At 51.4% G+C, this 20,801-nt stretch carries 18 protein-coding genes; 8 read left to right on the top strand and 10 right to left on the bottom strand.

Annotated elements, in window-relative coordinates; genetic code table 11:
* On the bottom strand, positions 1-191 hold a 191-nt coding region (locus tag V7D78_RS09040), incomplete at its 3' end, for a hypothetical protein (protein ID WP_333608120.1).
* Between the two features lie 134 nt (positions 192-325).
* Between V7D78_RS09040 and V7D78_RS09035 the strand changes: the two genes are divergently transcribed.
* The 3 genes from V7D78_RS09035 to V7D78_RS09025 are packed head-to-tail and all read left to right on the top strand — an operon-like array spanning position 326 to position 3,552.
* Positions 326-568 carry an OadG family protein gene (locus tag V7D78_RS09035; protein ID WP_333608119.1) on the top strand — a complete coding sequence of 81 codons (243 nt, stop codon included), beginning with the start codon at positions 326-328 and terminating at the stop codon, positions 566-568.
* 15 nt (positions 569-583) lie between these two features.
* Complete coding sequence (gene oadA, locus V7D78_RS09030; protein WP_333608118.1) at positions 584-2,362, top strand: sodium-extruding oxaloacetate decarboxylase subunit alpha; 1,779 nt, start codon at positions 584-586, stop codon at positions 2,360-2,362.
* 59 nt (positions 2,363-2,421) lie between these two features.
* On the top strand, positions 2,422-3,552 hold the full coding sequence (locus V7D78_RS09025; RefSeq protein WP_333608117.1) for a sodium ion-translocating decarboxylase subunit beta: 1,131 nt from the start codon (positions 2,422-2,424) through the stop codon (positions 3,550-3,552).
* A gap of 17 nt (positions 3,553-3,569) precedes the next feature.
* Here V7D78_RS09025 and V7D78_RS09020 read toward each other — a convergent pair whose 3' ends face one another.
* Both V7D78_RS09020 and V7D78_RS09015 read right to left on the bottom strand, forming a co-directional pair.
* On the bottom strand, positions 3,570-4,652 hold the full coding sequence (locus tag V7D78_RS09020; RefSeq protein ID WP_333608116.1) for an anhydro-N-acetylmuramic acid kinase: 1,083 nt from the start codon (positions 4,650-4,652) through the stop codon (positions 3,570-3,572).
* Positions 4,653-4,686: 34 nt separating this feature from the next.
* On the bottom strand, positions 4,687-6,012 hold the full coding sequence (locus tag V7D78_RS09015) for a peptidoglycan DD-metalloendopeptidase family protein (RefSeq protein ID WP_333608115.1): 1,326 nt from the start codon (positions 6,010-6,012) through the stop codon (positions 4,687-4,689).
* Positions 6,013-6,158: 146 nt separating this feature from the next.
* Between V7D78_RS09015 and tyrS the strand changes: the two genes are divergently transcribed.
* The 3 genes from tyrS (at position 6,159) to pbp4b (ending at position 11,959) form a co-directional block, all read left to right on the top strand.
* Complete coding sequence (gene tyrS / locus V7D78_RS09010; RefSeq protein ID WP_333608114.1) at positions 6,159-7,361, top strand: tyrosine--tRNA ligase; 1,203 nt, start codon at positions 6,159-6,161, stop codon at positions 7,359-7,361.
* Between the two features lie 152 nt (positions 7,362-7,513).
* Positions 7,514-10,231 (top strand): aconitate hydratase AcnA, encoded by a 2,718-nt coding sequence (acnA, locus tag V7D78_RS09005; protein WP_333608113.1) that lies wholly within the window; start codon positions 7,514-7,516, stop codon positions 10,229-10,231.
* Positions 10,232-10,270: 39 nt separating this feature from the next.
* The gene (gene pbp4b, locus V7D78_RS09000) at positions 10,271-11,959 is read left to right on the top strand and encodes a penicillin binding protein PBP4B (RefSeq protein WP_333608112.1); all 1,689 of its coding nucleotides are present in this window, start codon (positions 10,271-10,273) and stop codon (positions 11,957-11,959) included.
* Here pbp4b and V7D78_RS08995 read toward each other — a convergent pair.
* The 4 genes from V7D78_RS08995 to V7D78_RS08980 are packed head-to-tail and all read right to left on the bottom strand — an operon-like array spanning position 11,956 to position 15,256.
* Positions 11,956-12,813: an NAD-dependent epimerase/dehydratase family protein gene (locus V7D78_RS08995; RefSeq protein WP_333608111.1), complete on the bottom strand. Its 858-nt coding sequence runs from the start codon at positions 12,811-12,813 to the stop codon at positions 11,956-11,958. The genes pbp4b and V7D78_RS08995 overlap by 4 nt on opposite strands.
* Positions 12,806-14,104, bottom strand: a complete 1,299-nt coding sequence (locus tag V7D78_RS08990; RefSeq protein ID WP_333608110.1) for a mechanosensitive ion channel family protein — start codon at positions 14,102-14,104, stop codon at positions 12,806-12,808. Before V7D78_RS08990 ends, V7D78_RS08995 begins: the two co-directional genes overlap by 8 nt.
* Before the next feature lie 10 nt (positions 14,105-14,114).
* A complete protein-coding gene (locus V7D78_RS08985; protein ID WP_333608109.1) occupies positions 14,115-15,023 on the bottom strand; it encodes an AEC family transporter in 909 nt (302 codons plus the stop codon).
* Positions 15,023-15,256, bottom strand: a complete 234-nt coding sequence (locus V7D78_RS08980; protein ID WP_333608108.1) for a GIY-YIG nuclease family protein — start codon at positions 15,254-15,256, stop codon at positions 15,023-15,025. The genes V7D78_RS08985 and V7D78_RS08980 overlap by 1 nt, the downstream gene beginning before the upstream one ends.
* Positions 15,257-15,374: 118 nt before the next feature.
* Here V7D78_RS08980 and V7D78_RS08975 point away from each other — a divergent pair, with 118 nt between their 5' ends.
* Positions 15,375-16,649: a DEAD/DEAH box helicase gene (locus V7D78_RS08975; protein ID WP_333608107.1), complete on the top strand. Its 1,275-nt coding sequence runs from the start codon at positions 15,375-15,377 to the stop codon at positions 16,647-16,649.
* A gap of 85 nt (positions 16,650-16,734) precedes the next feature.
* Here V7D78_RS08975 and ppiC read toward each other — a convergent pair whose 3' ends face one another.
* From ppiC to aguB, 3 genes are all read right to left on the bottom strand, one after another.
* Positions 16,735-17,013: a peptidylprolyl isomerase PpiC gene (gene ppiC, locus V7D78_RS08970; RefSeq protein ID WP_333608106.1), complete on the bottom strand. Its 279-nt coding sequence runs from the start codon at positions 17,011-17,013 to the stop codon at positions 16,735-16,737.
* A gap of 162 nt (positions 17,014-17,175) precedes the next feature.
* On the bottom strand, positions 17,176-18,288 hold the full coding sequence (aguA, locus tag V7D78_RS08965) for an agmatine deiminase (protein ID WP_333608105.1): 1,113 nt from the start codon (positions 18,286-18,288) through the stop codon (positions 17,176-17,178).
* A complete protein-coding gene (aguB, locus tag V7D78_RS08960) occupies positions 18,285-19,172 on the bottom strand; it encodes an N-carbamoylputrescine amidase (protein ID WP_442886519.1) in 888 nt (295 codons plus the stop codon). Before aguB ends, aguA begins: the two co-directional genes overlap by 4 nt.
* Before the next feature lie 253 nt (positions 19,173-19,425).
* Here aguB and V7D78_RS08955 point away from each other — a divergent pair, with 253 nt between their 5' ends.
* Positions 19,426-20,595, top strand: coding sequence for an FAD-dependent monooxygenase (locus V7D78_RS08955; protein WP_333608104.1), 1,170 nt, complete (start codon positions 19,426-19,428; stop codon positions 20,593-20,595).
* Positions 20,596-20,801 lie beyond the last annotated feature (206 nt).

The following is a 20,801-nucleotide window of genomic DNA, read 5'->3' as shown; positions in this document are numbered from 1 at the left end:
ATTGGTAACGGATTTAAGCGAAGAAATTTTGACACTATCAATTTAAGCTGGCTAGCTATTAAACGATTTTTCTGCTTGTCATCTGCCAGGGTTCCATTTATATTTAGACGGCTAGACATAAAAGCGTCTTTTGCATGACTTTGTAATGCTGCAATATTATGTCTATTGTTTGCATAAATATTAGCTATCACTGACTTTTATGCATGCTGCTACATCGAAGCAAGCATAATGGTGCAAAGTACAGCACTGTTATTTCCATAGCAGTGTAGTTAAATCTACTAAGCTTGTAACTTAGCGCATCGTTAAAATATGTCAGGAGAGGTTTATGATCACCGACTTGCTGCTCGAATCTGCCATGCTGATGTTGCTGGGAATGGGCTCAGTATTTGCTTTTCTTTGTGGCCTGGTGCTACTGATGCTGCTCAGCGGTAAGATTATGCAGCGTTATTTTCCGGTCAAGCCAGCCGAAAAAACGGCAGCAACAGAGAGTAGTAATAATGCTGTCTCACCCGCTGTGGTAGCAGCCATTAGCGCTGCCGTGCATCAATATCGCCAAACACAACACTAACTAGAGGATGCTGGCATGACGAAGCCTTTGCTATTAACTGAACTGGTACTGCGCGATGCGCATCAATCGCTGCTGGCCACCCGTTTACGGCTGGAAGATATGCTACCCATTGCCAGTAAGCTGGATAAAGTAGGCTATTGGTCAATGGAATCCTGGGGTGGTGCCACCTTTGATGCCTGTATTCGTTATTTAGGTGAGGATCCCTGGCATCGGATCCGTGAGCTGAAAAAAGCCATGCCAAACACCAAGCAACAAATGTTGTTGCGTGGTCAGAATTTATTGGGTTACCGGCATTATGCTGATGATGTGGTTACTGCCTTCGTCGAGCGGGCACATGCCAACGGCGTGGATGTGTTCCGTATTTTTGATGCGATGAATGACATTCGCAATTTGCAGACTGCAGTACAAGCCGCCATTAAAGTGGGTGCCCATGCTCAGGGCACTATGTCTTATACCGTCAGCCCTGTGCATACCATAGATATGTGGGTGGATATGGCGCGTCAGTTGGAAGATATGGGCTGCGATTCGATTTGTATTAAAGATATGGCCGGTTTACTCAAGCCTTATGTGGCTGAAGAGCTGGTGACCCGCATTAAAGAAGCAACCAAGATCCCGCTGGCAATGCAGTGTCATGCTACTACTGGTCTGAGTACCGCCACCTATCAAAAATCCATTGATGCCGGCATTGATATGCTGGACACCGCTATTTCATCAATGAGTATGACCTATGGTCATAGTGCCACTGAGACCCTGGTAGCCATTACCGAAGGTACTGAGCGTGATACCGGCTTAGATCTGCCCTTGTTAGCCGATATCGCGGCATACTTTCGCGAAGTTCGCAAAAAATATGCGCAATTTGAAGGTTCATTAAAAGGTGTTGATGCGCGCATACTGCTGGCGCAAGTGCCAGGGGGCATGCTGACCAATATGGAGAGCCAGTTAAAAGAGCAGGGCGCGCTGGATAAAATGGATGCGGTATTGCAGGAGATCCCACGGGTACGTGAAGATTTGGGTTTTTTACCGCTGGTGACGCCGACATCACAAATTGTCGGCACTCAGGCGGTGTTGAATATACTGACCGGCGAGCGCTACAAGAGCATTACCAAAGAGACCGCCGGGGTACTTAAAGGTGAATATGGTGCCACTCCGGCACCGGTCAATGCCGAGCTGCAGCAAAAAGTGCTGGCAGGCGGCACTGCTATTCAATGCCGGCCGGCAGATTTATTAGCGCCGGAAATGGACAAACTGCATAGCGAATTAGTGGCGCTGGCCAAAAGTGAAAGCATTGATTTGGCCGAAGCGGTGCAGGATGATGTATTAACCTATGCCTTGTTTCCACAGGTTGGCCTGAAATACCTTAAAAACCGCAATAATCCTGCGGCCTTTGAGCCACCGCCAGAGCAAGCCCCGGCACCCGCCAAAGCGTCGTCCAAGCCCGTGCCGGTGCACAGCGGTCCGGCTAAATACAGTGTGCGGGTCGATGGCAAAGCCTATGAGGTTGAAGTGGCGGCCAGCGGCGAGCTCAGCAGCATTAAACCTGTGGTATCAGAAAATATTCCTGGCAGTGCTTCTGTGACCGGCAGCGCCACGCTGAATGCCCCTTTAGCAGGTAATATCTGGAAAATTAATACCAAGGTCGGTGCCAGCGTTAAGCGTGGTGACGTGGTGATTATTATGGAAGCGATGAAAATGGAAACCGAAGTGCGCGCAGTAGCAGACGGTGTAATAGCAGCTATTCATGTGGCGGCAGGTGACAGTGTCACTACCGGCGATGTGATGATTAGCTTCGATTAACCTTTTTTATCACTGTTATTACGCATGCTACGACGAGTGCAGCTTCGCAAGGATTAACCATGGACGCTTTTGCTACCTTAATTGCTTCAACCGGTATAGTACACTTTACCCCGGGCCAGGTGCTGATGATGCTGGTGGGCTTAGGTTTGCTTTATCTGGCGATTGCCCGCGGCTTTGAGCCTTTGCTGCTTTTGCCTATAGGTTTTGGCGCTATTCTGACCAATATTCCATTGGCTGGCCTGGGTGAGCCTGGTGGTTTGTTGTATATGTTTTATGAAGTCGGTATTGGTACTGGCTTATTCCCCTTGCTGATTTTTCTGGGCGTAGGCGCCATGACCGATTTTGGCGCCTTGATTGCTAACCCGCGAATGCTGTTTTTAGGTGCGGCGGCACAGTTTGGCATCTTTGCTACCTTATTTGGCGCCATAGCCCTTAACTGGGTGCCTGGCATCAGTTTTACTTTGAAAGAAGCCTCAGCTATTGCCATCATTGGTGGCGCTGATGGTCCAACGGCGATCTTTTTAGCCTCGAAGTTAGCGCCCGACTTATTGGGTGCTATAGCTGTGGCAGCTTATTCTTATATGGCGCTGGTACCCTTAATACAGCCGCCGATTATGAAGGCGCTAACCAGCAAAGCCGAGCGGCAAATTCAAATGACCCAGCTGCGCCAGGTTAGTAAGCGTGAAAAAATCGTATTTCCTATACTGTTATTACTGCTGACCATTATGTTGCTGCCTACTGCCAGTCCGCTTATTGGCATGTTTTGTCTGGGCAATTTAATGCGCGAATGTGGTGTGGTCGATCGCTTAAGTAAAACGGCGCAAAATGAGCTGATTAATATAGTGACCATCTTTTTAGGCTTGGCAGTAGGCTCCAGGCTAAGCGCCGAGATGTTTTTAACGACGCAAACCTTAGGCATATTGGGATTGGGCATGGTGGCCTTTGCCATAGGTACAGCTGCCGGGGTGCTGATGGCCAAGTTAATGTCTAAATTGTCTACACAGCCGATTAATCCGTTGATTGGTGCCGCTGGGGTGTCCGCTGTGCCAATGGCCGCGCGGGTTGTGAATAAAGTAGGCTTACAAGCGAATCCGCATAACTTTTTGCTGATGCACGCTATGGGCCCTAATGTCGCAGGGGTGATTGGTTCGGCTGTGGCAGCAGGGATTTTGTTGGCGCTGGTAGGCTAAAGCGCAAACAACGAAGTTCAGGGCAGGTATTTTACCCCCAGTACGCAAGCTTTACTGGCCCCGGTGACCTCAGGCAGGTTACCGGGGATCTGCTGCTCGTAGGCATAAGCCAGCCAGGCAAAGGCCATCGCTTCTACCCAGTCGGGCGCGATCCCCAGTTCTTCAGTACTCAATACAGGTGCACTTTGCAGCTCGGCTAAATCGGCCATTAACTGCTTGTTGTGCACGCCGCCACCGCAAATATACAACTGCTCAGGCTGATAAGCGTCGAGGCTGTCGACAATGCTTTGTGCCGTCAGTCGGCATAAGGTGCGCTGCACATCTGCTGCGCCCAGCTGCGATAGTGAAAACTGCTGTAGCCAGTTCAGGTTAAACACTTCGCGCCCGGTGCTTTTCGGGGCCGGCCGGGCAAAATACGGCTCTTGCAACATGGCCTGCAGCAGTGCCGGTTGCCATTGCCCGCTGGCGGCAAACTGGCCATGCTGATCATAGGCCTGGCCGTTAATCTGCTGCATCCAGTTATCCATTAGTGCATTACCGGGGCCACTATCAAAGCCCAGCACCTGATTATCCGGCAGCAACAGCGTGACATTGGCGATACCCCCAATATTAATGATAGCGCGGCGCTTGCCTGGCTGATGAAACACCGCCCGGTGAAAAGCCGGGACTAAGGGCGCACCCTGGCCACCATAAGCGATATCTTTACGGCGAAAATCGGCAATGACCGGTAGCTGGCTTAACATCGCCAGTTTATGCATATCGCCAATCTGATAACTAAAAGGCCACTGGCCATCGGGGCGGTGACGGATGGTCTGGCCATGACAGCCAATGGCCGTTATGGCGCTGGCCTTAACGCCGGCTTGTTGCAGCAGCTGAGCTACTGCCCCGGCATAGGCTTCGGCTAATTGCAGTTCGGTAGGGCCCAGTAATTCAATTTCATTGTTACCCGGCTGGCTTAGTTGTTGTAATGACTGGCGTAAGGCGGGTGAGAAAGGGATGAGTAAACTGGCTTGGCTGGAGATAGCATGCGGGCCAATGTCTGCCAACACCACATCAATACCATCTAAACTGGTGCCGGACATAATCCCCATATATAACATCTGACCGGCCCTCATGCGTTGCTGATGCGGATGCTTAATCCGCTTTGGCCAGTAACAAGCGTTCCTGGCTTTGTAATTGTGCCAGAATAGGCTGGGCAAAAGCGCTAAATTGTTGCTGCTCGGCGCCGGTAAGGGGAGTGGCCTGCGGCAGTTTCACCGTTCGTGGATTACGATGTACGCCGTCCAGTAAAAACTCATAGTGCAGGTGGGCGCCAGTGACTCTGCCCGTTGCGCCTAAACGGCCTATGGTCTGACTTTGCCGCACTCTGTCACCGGCTTTAACGTCACGTCGGGATAAATGCAGATATTTGGTAACGATGTTATTGGCGTGCTGAATAAACACATAGTGGCCGTTTACATTGTTATAGGCTGAATGGGTGACCCGGCCATCACCGGCCGCCATAATTGGTGTGCCCACAGGTGCTACATAATCTACGCCATTGTGGGCCCGCACTGTGCCCAGTACCGGGTGTAAGCGCCGTGGGTTAAAGTTAGAGCTGACATACTGAAAGCTGACCGGCGCCCGCAAAAAGGCCTGGCGCATACTGGCACCATTAGGTTTGTAATAGTTACCATCGCTATGACGCACCGCTTGGTACAAATGGCTCTGATTCTGAAATTGCGCCGCAATAATGGCACCATTGCCAATAAATTCGCCATCGACAAACTGCGCTTCGTAGATCACGCTAAAACTGTCATTGGCACGAATATCCAGTGCAAAATCGATATCCCAGCCAAAGATACCGGCCAGTTGCATGATTTGAGACTCTGACAAGCCCGCGCTGATCCCCGCCTGCCAGAACGTTGAACGGATTTGCGCACTGGCAAATTGCTGGCGCTTCTCTACCTGCTTCTCTGTGACAGTGGCCAGGTAATGGCCTTGTGGCTGGCGGCTTACCCATAGGCTGGTGAGTTTATCAATGTCATAACGCAGCTCTAGCAACTGGCCGTGTTCGTCCAGGCCAAATTGTAATTGTTCGCCCGGGAATAGCCGCTTCAGGGTTTTAGTGCTGTCGCCTAAGGCCAGAATGGCGAGCATGCTTTGCTGATCGACACCGGCTTTACGAAACAAACTGGATAATACGTCGCCGCGTTGTACCTGCAAGGTGGTCCATGTTAACTGGGCGTATTCAGGTTCGCTGTTCAACAACAAGGTGTCAGATACTTCTGTATTAGCGGTGTCACTGGCAAAAGGTTGAGGCAGGCTGTAACGTTTGCCGACTTGCAACGCCTCACTTTGGCTGCCCTTTGATGCGGTAGCACGGTCAGAGGGCAGCAACAACAATACCGACAGCAGCACCAAAAGCAGCAGAATAAAGAAACGGTGTCGGGTGGGGAGTTGCTTAACAAAATGAGGCATGCCGCTGTAAATCTCAGGAAACGGTTAAAAAGCGAGCATATACTGAAATTTTCGAAGATACCAGACTTTTGTGCGTTTCACCTGGCCTGCACATGCTATAGAATGCCGCAATAGTGAGCAAAATGATGAATATTCAGGAGAGTAAAATGGCCGACTGGGCACAGGCATTAGCAGAGTTAACACGCGGTTGCGAAGAAATTTTGCTGGAAGATGAGCTTATTGCCAAATTAAAGGAAGGTAAGCCGCTGAAAGTAAAGGCTGGCTTTGACCCTACTGCCCCTGATCTGCACCTGGGCCATACGGTACTGATTAACAAATTACGTACCTTTCAACAGTTGGGGCATGAGGTTATTTTTCTGATCGGGGATTTTACCGGCATGATTGGTGATCCCAGTGGTAAAAATGTTACCCGTAAGCCGCTGAGTCGTGACGATGTTCTGGCCAATGCCGAAACCTACAAAGAGCAGGTATTTAAAATTCTTGATCCGGCGAAAACCCGCGTTGCCTTTAATTCAGAATGGATGGGCGAGTTGGGCGCAGCAGGCATGATTAAACTGGCCGCCAGACAAACCGTGGCGAGGATGCTTGAGCGTGACGATTTTAAAAAGCGTTATGCCAATAATCAGTCGATTGCTATTCATGAGTTTTTATATCCGCTGGTGCAAGGCTGGGATTCGGTAGCGCTTGAGGCGGATGTGGAGATGGGCGGCACCGATCAACGCTTTAACTTGCTGATGGGCCGTGAGCTGCAAAAGGATGAAGGGCAACGGCCACAGACGGTGATGATGGTACCATTGCTGGAAGGCCTGGACGGCGTGCAAAAAATGTCCAAGTCGTTGGGCAACTATGTCGGTATTACCGATGCGCCAACAGAGATGTTTGGCAAAATTATGTCTATCTCAGACGAATTAATGTGGCGTTACTACGATTTACTCAGCTTTAAGCCTTTAACTGACATTCAGCAGCTGAAACAGCAAGTCGCTGCAGGGGCCAATCCGCGTGATGTGAAAATCTTGCTGGCCAAAGAAATTATTGCCCGTTTTCACGATGACGCCGCGGCAGAGGCGGCACACCAGGATTTTACCCAACGCTTTAGTAAAAATGCGTTGCCAGATGACATTGAGCAGCTGACACTAAACTGTGACGGCGACACTATGCCTGTAGCCAACCTGTTAAAAGAGGCGGGGTTGGTGGCCAGTACCTCTGAAGCTATCCGCATGATCAAGCAGGGGGCGGTTAAATTAAACGGCGAAAGCCGTATAGATGACCCTAAACTGGAGATTGTTAAAGGCAGCAGCGATATTTATCAGGTGGGGAAGCGCAAGTTTGCGAAAATCACCTTAAGTTAATGCCCCTCACAAGTAACGAGGTGTTTTAGCGACAAGGGCCGCAGTTGCGGCCTTTTTGTTTAGCTGACTATTTACCCCATCTGCCGCGGTTTATGCCTAAACCAGTACAGATGCACTACACTTGGTTAAGAACCCATTAACCAAGGACTGTTATGAGCCAGACGAATCCCTATGCCGCCTTACTGAGCGTCGCTGATAAAGACTATCAGATGTTCAGTTTAGCCAAAGCGGCTACCTTACACGGCACCATCGACAAATTACCCTTTTCGCTAAAAGTGTTACTGGAAAACCTGCTGCGCAATCTGGATAACGATACGGTGACTGAGCAGGACATTCAGGCATTAGTGGATTGGCAAAAGCATGGTAGCGCACAGCGTGAAATTGCTTTTCGGCCGGCCAGGGTGCTGATGCAGGATTTTACCGGGGTGCCGGCGGTAGTCGATTTAGCCGCGATGCGTGCGGCGGTGGCTGAGCTGGGTGAAGATCCGGATAGCATTAATCCGTTATCGCCGGTGGATTTGGTGATTGACCACTCAGTGATGGTGGATCATTTTGCCACTGACAGCGCCTTTGCACAGAATGTGGCCATTGAAATGCAGCGCAATCTTGAGCGCTATAGCTTTTTACGTTGGGGCCAGCAGGCCTTTGCCAACTTTAAAGTGGTGCCACCGGGTACCGGTATTTGCCATCAGGTTAACCTGGAGTATTTAGCCCAAAGTGTCTGGGCCAGCACTACTGATGGCGTCACTCAGGTCTATCCGGATACGCTGGTGGGCACCGATTCGCATACCACTATGATCAATGCTCTGGGCGTACTAGGTTGGGGGGTTGGCGGCATTGAAGCTGAAGCCGCTATGCTGGGTCAGCCGGTATCTATGCTTATTCCCGAAGTGGTGGGGCTGGAATTTACCGGTAAGCTGGTCGCCGGCATCACCGCCACTGATTTGGTGCTCACGGTCACTGAATTACTGCGCAAGCAAGGCGTGGTCGGTAAGTTTGTCGAATTTTTTGGCGATGGCCTGGATCATTTAAGCCTGGCAGATCGGGCGACCATTGCCAATATGGCGCCAGAGTACGGTGCCACCTGCGGCTTTTTTCCGGTAGATCAGATAACCCTCGATTATATGGCGCTAACCGGTCGTGACGAGGCGGTGATTGCCAGGGTAAAAGCCTACTGTCAGGCACAGGGCTTGTGGCGTAAGCCTGGACACCAAGCCATTTACACCGATGTGCTCCATTTAGATTTATCCACTGTGGTGCCCTCGCTGGCTGGACCCAAGCGGCCGCAAGATAAAGTCAGCTTGCCGGCGCTTAAGCAACACTGTGATGATATGTTAGCCTTGCAGCTCAAGGCTACAGCAGAGCGTAAAGCCACCATGCTGGATGAGGGCGGCAGTCAGACGCAAGCCGGGGCAGAGCATAAAGCTGTCGCGCGGGATGCCTCTAGTATGATACTGCAGCACCATGGGGTAGTGATCGCTGCCATTACCTCTTGCACCAATACCTCCAATCCCAGTGTGTTGATGGCCGCCGGCCTGCTGGCCAGAAATGCACTGGCAAAAGGTTTGACCCGTAAACCCTGGGTGAAAAGCTCGTTGGCGCCAGGCTCTAAAGTGGTTAGCCGCTATTTGGAACAAGCCGGTTTAATGCAGCCATTGGAGCAACTGGGTTTTCATCTGGTGGGTTATGGCTGCACTACCTGCATTGGCAATTCTGGGCCGCTGGATAAACAGTGGGCGCAAGCCATCAGCGAACAACAGCTGAATGTGTCTGCCGTGTTGTCAGGTAATCGCAATTTTGAAGGGCGTATTCACCCCTTAGTGCAATCTAACTGGTTGGCCTCGCCGCCTTTAGTCGTGGCCTTTGCGTTAGCAGGTACGGTGAATATTGATTTAAGCAAAGAGCCTATTGCGCAAGATAAAGACGGCAAGCCGGTTTTTCTGCAGGATATCTGGCCAACTAATCAGCAGATTGCAGACGAGGTAGCCAAAGTACAAAGTAGCATGTTTACAAGCGAATATGCCGACGTATTCAGCGGTGATGCTGACTGGCAAGCCATCAAGGTGCCGACAGATAAAACCTATACCTGGCCAGAATCGAGTTATATTCGCCAGCCCAGTTTTTTTCAGGGCATGGGACGCACACCTGAACCGGTAAAGGATATTTCTGAAGCGCGGCTGCTGGCGTTGCTTGGAGATTCCGTGACAACCGATCATATTTCCCCGGCCGGTGCCATTAAAGCTAGCAGTCCGGCAGGACATTACCTGAACTCCCTGGGGGTAGCTGAGGCTAACTTTAATTCCTATGGCTCACGTCGCGGCAACCATGAAGTGATGGTGCGCGGTACCTTTGCCAATGTGCGGATCCGTAATGAAATGGCACCCGGCACTGAGGGTGGCGTAACAGTGCATTACCCCTCAACCGAGCAAATGGATATCTTTGACGCAGCAGAGCGCTATCGTAGTGACAACACTCCGCTGGTCGTGGTGGCAGGTAAGGAATATGGCACAGGTTCATCGCGCGACTGGGCAGCAAAAGGCACTTTGCTGCTTGGGGTGCGCGCGGTTCTGGCCGAGTCTTTTGAGCGGATACATCGCTCAAACTTGATTGGTATGGGCGTGTTGCCGCTGCAGTTTCAGACTGGTGTGGATCGCAAAAATTTGCAATTAACGGGGGCAGAGACCTTTAGTATCAGCGGCTTAAACAGTGTAAAACCGCAGCAAAAAGTTGCCGTATTTATTACCTTTGCTAATGGTGACACCCAAAAAATTGAGATGATTTGTCGTATTGATACCGGTACTGAGCTGGCATACTATCGGCATGGCGGGATTTTACATTATGTACTGCGCAGAATGATTGGCAGTGCCTGAATAAGCCCGGGTTAATCTGGTAGCAGGAGCCTAGATCCAATGCAGTACCCGCTCAGTCGTTCTGGCCAAAAAGGAGCATGCTGCTGCCGTGTGTTACTCAGTGCGGTGTTTGCTGCTTTACTGTTAAGTGGCTGTGTCACTAAGCTGGCACTGGATAGCCCGCCAGCAGGGCCAGTGCTCAGCGACTTAACGCCAGTTGAACAGGCTGCATTGTTGGATAAAACTGGCCAACTTCATCTGCAATGGCCAGAGCAACGCAGTGAGCGCCAGGGGCTGAATAACCGCCGGCGTTTTTTTGCTTATGCCGGCCAGGGCGAGCTTATTGTCGATATGCAACAGGCGAGGCAGCTGCAGCTGGCGATTAACGGCCAGCTGTTAAGCCTGCAGCAACCGGACAATGGGCAGCCGTTTAAGGTGGATTTATCTGGCTATACCCGCAGTGGTGATAACCAGTTACGCTTAATCACGCTGGAGCCAGCCGATGCCAGCATTGCACTGGCGATACCCTTCCCAACATTACAACAGCCCGCGCAGCCTGAGGTGGACAGCCCCTTTAACGCTGTCGATCAGCTGATTCATGCTGAGGTAGCGGCGGGCTTTCCGGGTGCGGTGCTGTTAGTGGTGCATCAGGGCCGAATTATCAAAGAAACGGCTTATGGCTATGCCAGTCGCTATGACAGCGTTGGCCAACTGTTGGCCGCACCTGAGCCTATGCAAACCGATACGCTGTTTGATATTGCGTCGAATACCAAAATGTATGCCACCAATTATGCGCTGATGCAACTGGTCAGCCACGGCATGCTGGATATTAACCAGCCATTGAGCTTCTACCTGCCCGAGTATCGCGGCGAGGGGCGTGAACAGCTGAAAGTGCGTGATTTATTACAACACAGCAGTGGTTATGCGCCAGAGGTGCATTTTCACCGCCCGGATAACCGCAATGGCGTGGAGTTTTACTCGCTGAATAAAGCTTATACTGATTATTTGCTGTTGCAGCGGGTGCCTTTTGCCGCTGAGCGGGGGTGGACAGCCCGTTATAGTGATATCAATTATATGTTGTTGGGTATTCTGGTTGAACGCTTAACGGCACAGCCATTGGATCACTTTGTCGAGCAGCGTTTGTACCAGCCGCTTGGGCTCACGCGAACCCTGTTTAATCCATTGCAAAAGGGCGTGCTAGCGCAACAGATCGCGGCCACTGAGCTGGATGGCAATAGTCGCGGAGGCCGGGTCAGTTTTCCGGCAAACAGAAACGGCGTTATTCGCGGTGAAGTCCATGATGAAAAAGCCTTTCATGCGCTTGAAGGCGTGGCAGGGCATGCCGGCTTGTTTAGTTCGGCGCGCGAGCTGGCGGTGCTGATGAGTGTTGCTGCGCAGCAAGGGGGTTATGGTTGGCAACGCTTGTTCAACGTCCCGACACTGGCACAATTTGTGAGTCCTTCCAGCCTTGACCATCGTTTTGGCTTGGGCTGGCGCACGGCGACTGCTGGCGATCTGGGCTGGCATTTTGGTGCCTATGCCAGCGACACTGCGTATGGCCATACCGGCTGGACAGGCGTGGCCACGGTGATAGATCCTTCTGAGCATCTGTTGGTGGTGTTGCTGACTAACAAAAAGCATAGCCCGATAGTGCCAGATGGCAGTCAGGGTTACCAGTTTAGCGGCGACAGCTTTGAAACCGGCCGCTATGGCACTATTCTCAGTTTAATCTATGAAGCGCTGCACTAGTTGTTATTGAGCATACTTAGATAGCCACTACGGTAATCCGGATACTGCCAGACAAAGCCGCTGGCCGCCAAACGGGCACTGCTGATGCGCTTGCCACCCAGCGCAGTGGTGATCGGGGCCTCGGCTTGCGGCTGTGCCAGCAACTGCTGGCGGATAAAACTCAACACTTGCTGCAGCGGTGCTGGTTGCGTATCAGACAGGTTATAACTGTCAGCCAGTGTGGCGCCGCGGCGGCGTAATTGCAGCAAATGCACTACAGCGCGGGCAGCATCAGTAATATGAATGCGGTTAGTGTAGTGGTCGTCTGCTGGTGGCTTGGCGTCAGGCGCAGTGGCCTGGGCCTGGCGCAACAGATAAGTGCGGCCAGGGCCATAGAGGCCTGAGGGGCGTAAAATGGTAACAGGCGCTGAGCTTTGCAAATAACGCTGCTCTGTCTGCACTAACAGCCTGGCGGTGTCGGTCAGCGGTTGGCGCGGACTTTGCTCATCGACCCATTCGCCCTGTTGCTGGCCATAGACGCTGGTAGAGGAGATCAGCCAGATATGTGGTGGCGTAGCTTGTTGTTGCCACCAGTGAAGTGCCTGCTCTGCCACCTGGCAATAGGCCTGCTGGTAGGCCGCAGGGCTACGGTTATCTGGCGACAGGCAAAGTAGCAGATCGGCAATAGGCTCGGCTACTGCAGGCCAGGGGGTACTGGCATCGTGTTGTAGCAGCTGGACACCCGCTGGCGTCTGAGTGCCGCGGCGCATGCCGATAACCTTGATGTCAGCTTGTTGCGCCAAGCTGGCGATACGGCCACCCAGGTCGCCAAGCCCAACCAGTAACAGTGCCGCCTGGCTGTTGGTCTTAGTCATCTGCGATCTTGGCTGGTGGCCAGCCCGATTTGATATGCAAATCACGCTGCGGATAAGGAATGGTGATCTGGTGCTGCTTAAAGGCGCGCCAAATCGCCAGATTAATATCAGATTTCACCGCACCTGTGCCTTTTTCCAGATCAGCAATCCACACCCGTAACTGTAACTCAATGCCGCTATCGGCAAATTCCATTAAACGCACTGTGGGTAAAGGATCTTTTAGTACCCGGGGGGACGCGTAAGCACAGTCGAGCATCAGCGCCATGGCATGCTCTGGGTCATCATCATAGCTTATCTGAACTTTGATAATCACCCGCACATTAGGATCCGCATAGCTCCAGTTAATTACTTCTGAGGTGATCAGGTTCTCGTTCGGAATAAGGGTATCGACACCTTCACGGTTACGCACCACGACATAGCGGGCATTCAGTTGTTCAACCCAGCCAAATTTATCGCCAACCGTTATCACATCGCCGGGCTTAATTGAGCGGTCTAATACCAGAATAAAGCCACTAATAAAATTAGAGGCGATACGCTGTAAACCAAAGCCTAAACCGACCCCGAGCGCGCCACCAAACACCGCCAGTGAACTGAGGTTAATGCCTACGGCATTTAGCGCAATTAGAAACGCCAGGGTCACCAGTAAAAACTTACTGAATTTAGCAAAACCGACCCGCATGCTAGGGCTGATATAAGCGGACTGTTGTAAGCGCTTGCTAATCAGCTCGGCCAGCCAAATGGCAATGGTAAAGGCCAGCGCTATCATAAAGACCAGTTTTAGTACTGAGAGTACTGAGACACGGGTATCACCCAATGTCAGCGCCAGGCTATCCAGCATATCCAGTACCAGCGGTAACCAGCCAGCCAGATGCAGAATCACCGCAATCCAAACCAAGCCAGCCAGCAGGTTTTCGGAAGACTTCAGCAAAGGGCTGACGGTAAAGGCTTTGCGCAGCATATAAATGGATAAACGGATTAAGGCTAAGGCCAGTAGGACCGGTACTGCTACTTGCAGCAACTGCATTGGCAGTTGATACCACTCAAATACGGCTTTTATCGGCAGTAAAATTAATAAGGCGGTCAGTGGCCACAGCAGCCGCTGAATACTGCGCACAGCTAAATGACGAAAACCACCTTGTTGCAGGCTTTGTGCCGCCACCAACTGTTGCAGCTTTGTATTGGCCACTGAGGCCAGTAAGGCCGCCAGCGTTAAAGCCAGCAGTTGCCACCAGTACAGGGGTTGTTGTAAAGCGTCTAAAATAGTGTTGAACCAGAGCGTAAACTTTTCCATGAAGACCTTTTTAGGTGTGTTGTAATAGCCAGAACACTATAGGCAGGCTGACTAAGCCACATAAAATACCAAAACCGATAATACCACTGACCAGTCGTGGTGCAAGGCCTGCCATGATGGCCACCGCGCCTGCTGATATCATCGGCGGCATTGCCGCCTGAAACACACTGACCTGCACCGCCAAACCACTTTGGCCAAGGCTGCTCCAAATTAGCCATGCCGTCAGTGGCATCAGTGCTAACTTTACCACCAGAGCGCTAAATAACGGTGAAAGCTCCTGTTTACAAAAACGAAAGCTCAGCTGAAACCCTACCGCTATCATCACCACCGGCACCAGGGTAGCCGCCAGATTATCAATCAGGGCATTAGCTAAAGGAGGGTAACTGACATCTCTTAGCAGCAAGCCCACACAAAGCGCAATAAAAGACGGGAAGGTCACTATTTTAATGGCAATACCTTTTAAGCTGGGTTTCGCAGCCGTCGGGCTATAGATAGCGGCCACTATAGTGACGTAGGTCGCCAGCGCAATAAAGGAGCCTATTTGATCATAGACCACTGCATAGGGCATGCCCTCGTTGCCAAACAGCGCCTGCGTCATTGGAAAGCCTAAAAAGGAGGTGTTACCCAAAGGCAGGATAATCAACAGCGCGCCGGTGATTTCTCGGCTCCAGCCGAAGGCTTTACTGAGCAGTAATACCGACAGTATTACCAACACTACCAGAATCCATGGCGTTAGCGCCGGGATAAGCAGTTCGCTGGAGAACTGCAGCAGCGGAATGTTTTTTAAAATCAGCGCCGGTAGCGCTACATAGAGCACATATAAATTAAGCGCTATACCACTGCTTTGCGGCATAGAGGGCAGCTGTCTTAGGGCATAACCTATAACAAGGTAACACAGTACCAGATAAAAATTGTCCATTACTGCTCGCTTATAAGCTGCTCTTTGACCGTTTTTGTGAGTTGTTTTAATTGATACTCGGCTTTGCTGGCGCTGGCCCTGTCTGGCATCGGTTGCTGATACACCAAACTAAGCGGGCCCTTGCCACGCAGTGCTTTAGCGCCGCCCACCAATTCGCCTTGATGTTGTCGTAAGCGGCGCACAGGATCGGTGCTGATGCCAGTATATAACTGGCCGCTTGCCGTTCTTACCATATAAATGAACCAGAGGCTTGCTGTCATGTGGCTAATTATGTTGTCCAGTCTGCTTCTGCTACAATAGCGCATTACAGTGTTGTTAGCGCGGCTTGCTGCGGTAAAATCAGGAAAATTCATGTCGTTTCAAGCTTTAGCTCTGCCTGAGCCACTTTTACGGGTACTAACTGAGCAGGGGTATCAAAGCCCTACGCCAGTGCAACTGCAAACCATTCCGCTTATTCTAGCCGGTAAAGATGTGCTGGCAGGTGCCCAAACCGGTACCGGTAAAACAGCCGCCTTTACTTTACCATTGCTGCAACAACTGCTCAATGCGCCTAAGGTATTAACTGCCGGTCAGGTCAGGGTGTTAGTGCTTACCCCCACCCGTGAGCTTGCGCAACAGGTGCATGATAGTGTGCTGACCTACAGCCGTTATCTGAGTATTAAAACGGCGGTGTTTTATGGCGGCGTGTCTATCCGGCCACAGTATGATGCCGCTGAGCAGGGGCTGGATATCCTGGTGGCGACCCCGGGTCGCTTAATTGACCATTTGCACCAGCAAACGGTTGATTTAAGCCAACTGGAAGTACTAGTGCTGGATGAAGCTGATCGCATGCTGGACATGGGCTTTGTGGTTGATATCAAACGCATTATGGCAAAGTTACCGGCACAGCGACAAACGCTGTTGTTCTCAGCCACCTATTCCAAAGAGATCAAACAACTGGCCGATGAGCTGTTAAACAGCCCTATTCAAGTAGAAGTCGCCATCGCCAACGCCACCGCTGACCGCGTCAGCCAAAACGTCTATCTGGTCGATCGCCATCGTAAGCGCGAATTAATTTCGCATCTGATAGGCGCGCGAAACTGGCAGCAAGTGCTGATTTTTGTGCGTACCAAGCACGGTGCAGATCGGCTGGCTAAACAGCTGCAAAAAGATGGTCTTAGCACAGCGGCTATCCATGGCGATAAGGCGCAGGGCGCAAGACAGCGAGCGCTGGATGATTTTAAACAAGCTAAGGTGCGTATTCTGGTGGCGACCGATATCGCTGCCCGCGGCCTGGATATCAGTGAATTACCCTATGTTGTCAATTATGATTTACCTCAGGTAGCAGAAGATTATGTGCACCGCATTGGCCGCACCGGGCGTGCCGGTTTAAGTGGTGAAGCGGTGACGCTGGTCGGTCCGGAAGAACTGTGGGCGCTGCAGGATATCGAAAAACTGATACAGCAAGTGTTACCGACGCAAATTATGCCGGGCTATGAGCATAACCCTCATTTTAAAGCGCCAACAGAGCCTCAGGCGCATAAACCCGGCCAGCGTAACAGCGGGCGACATGACGGACCGGCTAAACGGCAGGCCCCCGGCAAACTAAAAGCCAAGCTGCGCGCCAAAGCCTTGGGTAAAAGCTAACAAAAAAAACCTTGGGGGTCAGGCCTTGCATTTTGCATTTGTTAACAAATGCAAAATGCAAGGCCTGACCCCCCATCAATTTTTTTTAGCTGCGGTACAGGGTTTTAATCAAGTGGAAGCCAAACTGGGTTTTTACCGGGCCCTGGACTTCGAGCAAAGGGCCTTTAAATACCACATCATCAAAGGCTTTAACCATCTGTCCTTTGCGAAATTCACCCAAATCGCCACCTTTTTTACCTGACGGACACAGCGAATGCTGCTTGGCCAGTTTGCCAAAATCAGCGCCTTTGGCTAACTGTTGTTTAAGCTTTTCTGCTTGTTCACGGCTTTTAACCAAGATATGTAAGGCGCAGGCTTTAGACATTGTGTTTTCTTCATGAGTCAGGTGTGAAGCACTCCAGTTACAACACCCAATTTGGCTTGCCACAGCAACTGGCTCACGCTGGCGCGCTCACTCAGACACTCTGTGGCAACCAAATCGGGGTTCTAACTTCCGTTATTAATAAATCAGTTGCTGATACATCTTTTAACCCGCCGGTTGCTGCTGGGTAATACAGTGAATATTACCACCGCCCAGCAAAATTTCCCGGCCGGGTACCGTAACTACCTGATGTTGCGGGAATAAGCGCTGCAGAATGTCTGCGGCGACCTGATCATTGGCATCATCAAAAGTAGGTAAGATTAAGCCACCGTTACACAAATAAAAATTAATGTAAGAGCCGGCTAAACGGGCATTGGCTTCGCGCGGTATTGCCGCCATAGACTGGTCGACACTAGCATATTCTTCGGCTTTGGCAATGATAGGGGCAGGTACCGGCAGTTTATGCACCTTAATTTTTCGGCCTTTGGCATCGGTGCTGGCTTCTAAATAATCCAGTGCGGCTTTGCTGCGGGCATATTGTGGATCGTTTTGATCATCGGTCCAGGCCAGCAGCACTTCGCCCGGTTTGACAAAACAAGCCATATTATCAACATGGCCGTCGGTTTCATCATTAAAGATACCGTCGGTCAGCCATAACACCTTGTCGATGCCCAGCTGCTCGCGCAGCATGTCTTCGATTTGCTCACGGTTTAAATGCGGATTGCGGTTGGGGTTTAGCAGGCATTCTTCAGTGGTGAGCAAAGTGCCTTCACCATCGACATGGATGGCACCGCCTTCCAAGACAAAGCCTTCGGTGCGGTAACGCGGCAATTGCTCAATGCTTAAGACCTTGCTGGCGACTTGATCATCTCTGTCCCACGGGAAATACAGGCCACCATTTAAGCCACCCCAGGCGTTGAACGTCCAGTCGACACCCCGAACCTCACCCTTACCATTGGTAACAAAGGTAGGACCGGTGTCGCGGCACCAGGCGTCATTGTTGGAGATTTCCAATACCCGGATCGGAAAAGGCGTTTGTGCCGAATTCAATTGTGCATAAGCATTGGCATACTGCGCGGCCGATACCCCGACACTGACCGGCTCAAACCGGGCAATGGCCTTGATCACGTTGACAAAGGCCGCTTGCGCAGGTTTGGCGCCTAAACGCCAGCTGTCGGTACGCTCCGGCCAGACCATCCAGGTTTGCTTATGCGCTGCCCATTCTGCCGGCATGGCAAAGCCATCCTGGCGCGGGCTTGATGTCAGAGTGCGGCTCACTTGCTGTTCTCCGGATTAACTTTGCCATCTTTGGTCAGCAGAGTATCGTAAATATCGATGCGACGGTCACGGAATACGCCCCAGGCACGGCGGGTGGCGGCCACTTCGTCTAAATCAAAGGTGTGCACCAGTACGGTTTCGTCGGTTTCATTGGCTTCCTGCACTTTGGCACCGCTGTGATCAGCAATAAAGGAGCTGCCATAGAAGGTAATAGAAAAATCACCTTCGGTTTCCCTGCCAATGCGATTAGAGACAATCACCGGCGTCAGGTTTGCAGCGGCATGGCCTTGTTGGGTACGTTGCCAGTGATCACGTGAACTGATGTTAGGGTCGTGCGGTTCGCTGCCAATAGCCGTCGGGTAGAAAATCAGCTCAGCACCCAGTAATGCCATGCTACGGGCACATTCAGGGAACCACTGATCCCAGCAAATACCGACACCAATTTTGGCATATCGGGTGTTCCAGACCTTAAAGCCGGTATCGCCAGGCGTAAAATAATATTTTTCACTGTAGCCCGGGCCATCAGGGATATGGCTCTTACGGTAAGTCCCCAAATTGCTGCCATCGGCATCTAAAATCACCACAGAGTTATACAGGCAGTTGCCGGCTCGCTCGTAAATGCTGATCGGTAATACCACCGCCAGCTCTTTGGCTACCTTGGCGAAGTGCTGCACCGCCTGGTTTTCTGCCACCGGCACGGCAAACTCCAAATATTCCGGTTTTTGCTTCTGACAAAAGTAGTTACGTTCAAATAACTCCTGGATCAGGATAATCTGCGCGCCTTGACTGGCGGCTTCACGCACCAGTTTTTCGGCCCTGGCGATATTTTCTTCGACATTCCAGCCACCCACCATTTGGGTTGCTGCGACGGTTACATTACGCATCAGATCTCTCCAAGTCAGACGTTAAAAATCCACACACTGTATTGTTGCTGTATAAGGGGTGTAACATAGCCTATTTATAAGGCTAGTCTATGACAACCGGGCGCGCAAAATGCCGTATTTTTCAACAGGCGTCAATCTTTTTTCAGCTAATTTGATCTGGCGGTTTTATCCGCGGCAAATTTGTTGATAACCTTAGCAAAATTTTAATAAAAATACCTGCCGTTTATGCGGCTAACCTAGCAGGATAAAGCAGATGCACAGTAAAGAGGTGGTGATTAGCGGTGGCGGTATGGTAGGGGCTGCGTTGGCCGTAGCCCTTAGCCGGCTGGGGCTGAGCATTACCCTGTTAGAAAAGCAGCCCCCTGCGGCCTTTAGTGCTGACAGTGCTATTGATTTACGGGTGTCTTCGTTGAACCTGCGCTCCGAGCGCTGGTTAACCGAGCTGGGGGCCTGGCAGGTATTAGAGACCATGCGCTTGTGTCCTTATCACTATTTGCAAGCCGGTGAAGCTAAAGCCCAGCTGCGTTTTGCTGCGGCCGATATTCATAGCAGTCATCTTGGGCATATCGTCGAAAATAACCTGTTGCAGTTGGCGCTGTGGCAACAATTTACGTCGCACATTACCGTGATAACCGATGCGCACATAGTGGCGTTCGCTGAGCAGCCGCAGCAGCTGGATATCACGCTGAGTGATGATCGTACTCTGCAGGCGGCGTTGTTAATTGGCGCAGATGGCGCGCAATCTATGGTGCGTCAGTTAGCGGGTATTGGCAGCAGCGGTTGGCAGTATCAGCAGGCGTGTTTAGTGGCTTGTGTTGACACCCCTTATCCGCAACAAGACATCACCTGGCAGCAGTTTTACCCCAGTGGTCCCAGAGCCTTTTTGCCACTGCCGGGGGCTCAGGCTTCTTTGGTGTGGTATGACGAAGCGGCCAAAATAAAACAACTGGCGCAACTCTCGCCCAAGGCGCTGCAAAACGCCTTTATTGAGGCCTTCCCCGCTGAGTTGGGAGCAATAACGTTAACATCCTCAGCCTGGTTCCCGCTGGCCAGAATGCAGGCTAATCAGTATGTAAAAGGGCGGGTGGTACTGGCAGGCGATGCCGCCCATACGATTAATCCGCTGGCCGGCCAGGGCGTTAACCTGGGATTTGCTGATGCCATACAGTTGGTGCAATGTCTGAGTGACAATATTAGTGCCGGCCGTGAACTGGCTGCCACGCACAGTCTCGGCGCTTATCAACGTCAGCGTAAATGGCAAAACAGCCTGATGATGACGGCGATGGATTTTATTTACCAGGGCTTTAGCCGCGAGTCAGATGCGTTGAGTTTTGTGCGTCAGCAGGGGCTGCGCCTGGCATCAAGGGCCGGCGTTATAAAGCGGCTGTTAACGCAATATGCAGTAGGCAATGACTTAATTTAGTGTTGCAGCATAAGATTGAAGCCGAAAGCATGCTGGCTTTGTTCATGGCTAAGCGCTGCGCCTAGCCTTTACAGATGAAACATTAATAACATTGATGCAGCTAAACCAGCTCTATAAAGCGAAAACCCGACGCGAGGTCGGGTTTTCTGAATAATGGCAGGGGCGGCTGGATTCGAACCAACGCATGGCGGGATCAAAACCCGCTG

It is taken from the genome of Arsukibacterium sp., from assembly GCF_036735525.1.
Taxonomy (GTDB): Bacteria; Pseudomonadota; Gammaproteobacteria; order Enterobacterales; family Alteromonadaceae; genus Alishewanella.
The sequence above is the reverse complement of the archived record's forward strand: the minus strand, read 5'-3'. Positions and strand labels throughout refer to the sequence as shown.

Bases quoted from the DNA above. Each gene is read 5' to 3' on its own strand.
- oadA (WP_333608118.1), top strand. From the start codon at position 584: ATGACGAAGCCTTTGCTATTAACTGAACTGGTACTGCGCGATGCGCAT.
- V7D78_RS08975 (WP_333608107.1), top strand. From the start codon at position 15,375: ATGTCGTTTCAAGCTTTAGCTCTGCCTGAGCCACTTTTACGGGTACTA.
- ppiC (WP_333608106.1), bottom strand. From the start codon at position 17,013: ATGTCTAAAGCCTGCGCCTTACATATCTTGGTTAAAAGCCGTGAACAA.
- tyrS (WP_333608114.1), top strand. From the start codon at position 6,159: ATGGCCGACTGGGCACAGGCATTAGCAGAGTTAACACGCGGTTGCGAA.
- pbp4b (WP_333608112.1), top strand. From the start codon at position 10,271: ATGCAGTACCCGCTCAGTCGTTCTGGCCAAAAAGGAGCATGCTGCTGC.
- acnA (WP_333608113.1), top strand. From the start codon at position 7,514: ATGAGCCAGACGAATCCCTATGCCGCCTTACTGAGCGTCGCTGATAAA.
- V7D78_RS09015 (WP_333608115.1), bottom strand. From the start codon at position 6,012: ATGCCTCATTTTGTTAAGCAACTCCCCACCCGACACCGTTTCTTTATT.
- aguB (WP_442886519.1), bottom strand. From the start codon at position 19,172: ATGCGTAATGTAACCGTCGCAGCAACCCAAATGGTGGGTGGCTGGAAT.
- V7D78_RS08995 (WP_333608111.1), bottom strand. From the start codon at position 12,813: ATGACTAAGACCAACAGCCAGGCGGCACTGTTACTGGTTGGGCTTGGC.
- V7D78_RS09020 (WP_333608116.1), bottom strand. From the start codon at position 4,652: ATGTTATATATGGGGATTATGTCCGGCACCAGTTTAGATGGTATTGAT.
- V7D78_RS09025 (WP_333608117.1), top strand. From the start codon at position 2,422: ATGGACGCTTTTGCTACCTTAATTGCTTCAACCGGTATAGTACACTTT.
- V7D78_RS08990 (WP_333608110.1), bottom strand. From the start codon at position 14,104: ATGGAAAAGTTTACGCTCTGGTTCAACACTATTTTAGACGCTTTACAA.
- V7D78_RS09035 (WP_333608119.1), top strand. From the start codon at position 326: ATGATCACCGACTTGCTGCTCGAATCTGCCATGCTGATGTTGCTGGGA.
- V7D78_RS08985 (WP_333608109.1), bottom strand. From the start codon at position 15,023: ATGGACAATTTTTATCTGGTACTGTGTTACCTTGTTATAGGTTATGCC.
- V7D78_RS08980 (WP_333608108.1), bottom strand. From the start codon at position 15,256: ATGGTAAGAACGGCAAGCGGCCAGTTATATACTGGCATCAGCACCGAT.
- V7D78_RS08955 (WP_333608104.1), top strand. From the start codon at position 19,426: ATGCACAGTAAAGAGGTGGTGATTAGCGGTGGCGGTATGGTAGGGGCT.